The organism is Oleiphilus sp. HI0066 (assembly GCF_001635725.1).
In genome coordinates this window covers 1-1,184 of sequence record NZ_LWFH01001266.1, presented here as the reverse complement: position 1 = coordinate 1,184, position 1,184 = coordinate 1, and the positions used below count along the sequence as shown (strand labels likewise).

At 44.2% G+C, this 1,184-nt stretch carries 2 protein-coding genes; both read left to right on the top strand.

Annotation, left to right across the window (positions count from 1 at the left end; all coding sequences use genetic code 11):
• On the top strand, positions 1-248 hold a 248-nt coding region (locus A3738_RS18220), incomplete at its 5' end, for a hypothetical protein (protein ID WP_231876694.1).
• A gap of 279 nt (positions 249-527) precedes the next feature.
• Positions 528-941: a hypothetical protein gene (locus A3738_RS18215; RefSeq protein WP_156493597.1), complete on the top strand. Its 414-nt coding sequence runs from the start codon at positions 528-530 to the stop codon at positions 939-941.
• Positions 942-1,184 lie beyond the last annotated feature (243 nt).

The following is a 1,184-nucleotide window of genomic DNA, read 5'->3' as shown; positions in this document are numbered from 1 at the left end:
AGTTTCATCGAAAGTTTGCATGTGGAATTATCTTACGTGATTCGCTTTGTATGAACGGTTTTCATCCTCGTGTGCTGCAAAGTAACGATGTTGTGATTAGCTGGGATCAAGACGGGCAGCATTACGAAATAGGCCCGATTCGTCTACAAATGCCTGAAGATTATAATCCGAACACTACTCATGCCATTCAATTTATATTCATCGATCATCATCGTGTAGAAATGGCATTCCCTGAGTCTCGCTATTAATTGGGACTTTTGTGTCGCGCGCCATGCCTCGTATTAGGGCGCGTTTTACTCTTTTCTACATACTTACATTTCTTCGTATACAGACCTTTTTTGTATTGAACTACGATTTTTTATACAAAATTTTGCATGTGAAAAATCTTCGTCTAGGCTAGGAATATCAACGGCTTACAAGTGTTTCTTGACTGCTTTTATGTGGTGCGGGAGACGTATTTTGCGCACATTGATGGTGCGCTACGTAAAGCCAAAAATCTAGATTGTCTACGTATTAAAGGAGTAGTTATGAACGATCGTAGTTGGATGTTGAACCCCTCAGCCATCACTGCTGCACGCAACTGTATTCACCTCGTGCAGGACGAACTCGGCGTGAAGTTAAAGCTATCTCACCCGCAGTTTATTGAGATGTTACAAGAGTATGCCGAGCTGACTGACTCAGAAGAATTAAACGAGAGCTTAGCGACACTTCTTCAATATGCTGATGGCGATGTGCCTACTTTAAATAGTCAGCAAGACAAGGCTGTTGCCAGACGTGATGCTCGCCCTGCTAAAGCAGCTAGTCAGGCTCAAGCTCAAATGGCTCACAACGCTACAGGACAAGGCGAACTGGTCGAGTACCGTGGAAAATTCTATCCAATGTACAATGCCCAAGGCTTGAAGTTCCAAGGCTTGTATCGCGGTCAGGCTCGATATAGTTAATCACTGAGAGGTCTATGTGGTGCGAGATAATAGTAAGAGCGGTGAGATCGCTTACCGCTCTTTGTACCCTGTTCCACTGATCTAGCTAAGATACTCGGATTGTTGTTCTGACTGCGCTCTTTCGAGTGCGCATTGAAAGGCTTTCAAAGCAGCCTTGTCGTCTCGGTCATCGATGCAATCAATGGGTGCAGAACAGCCGATCATTAAGTTGTCGATATATCCAAAATCCTCGATAGACATGCC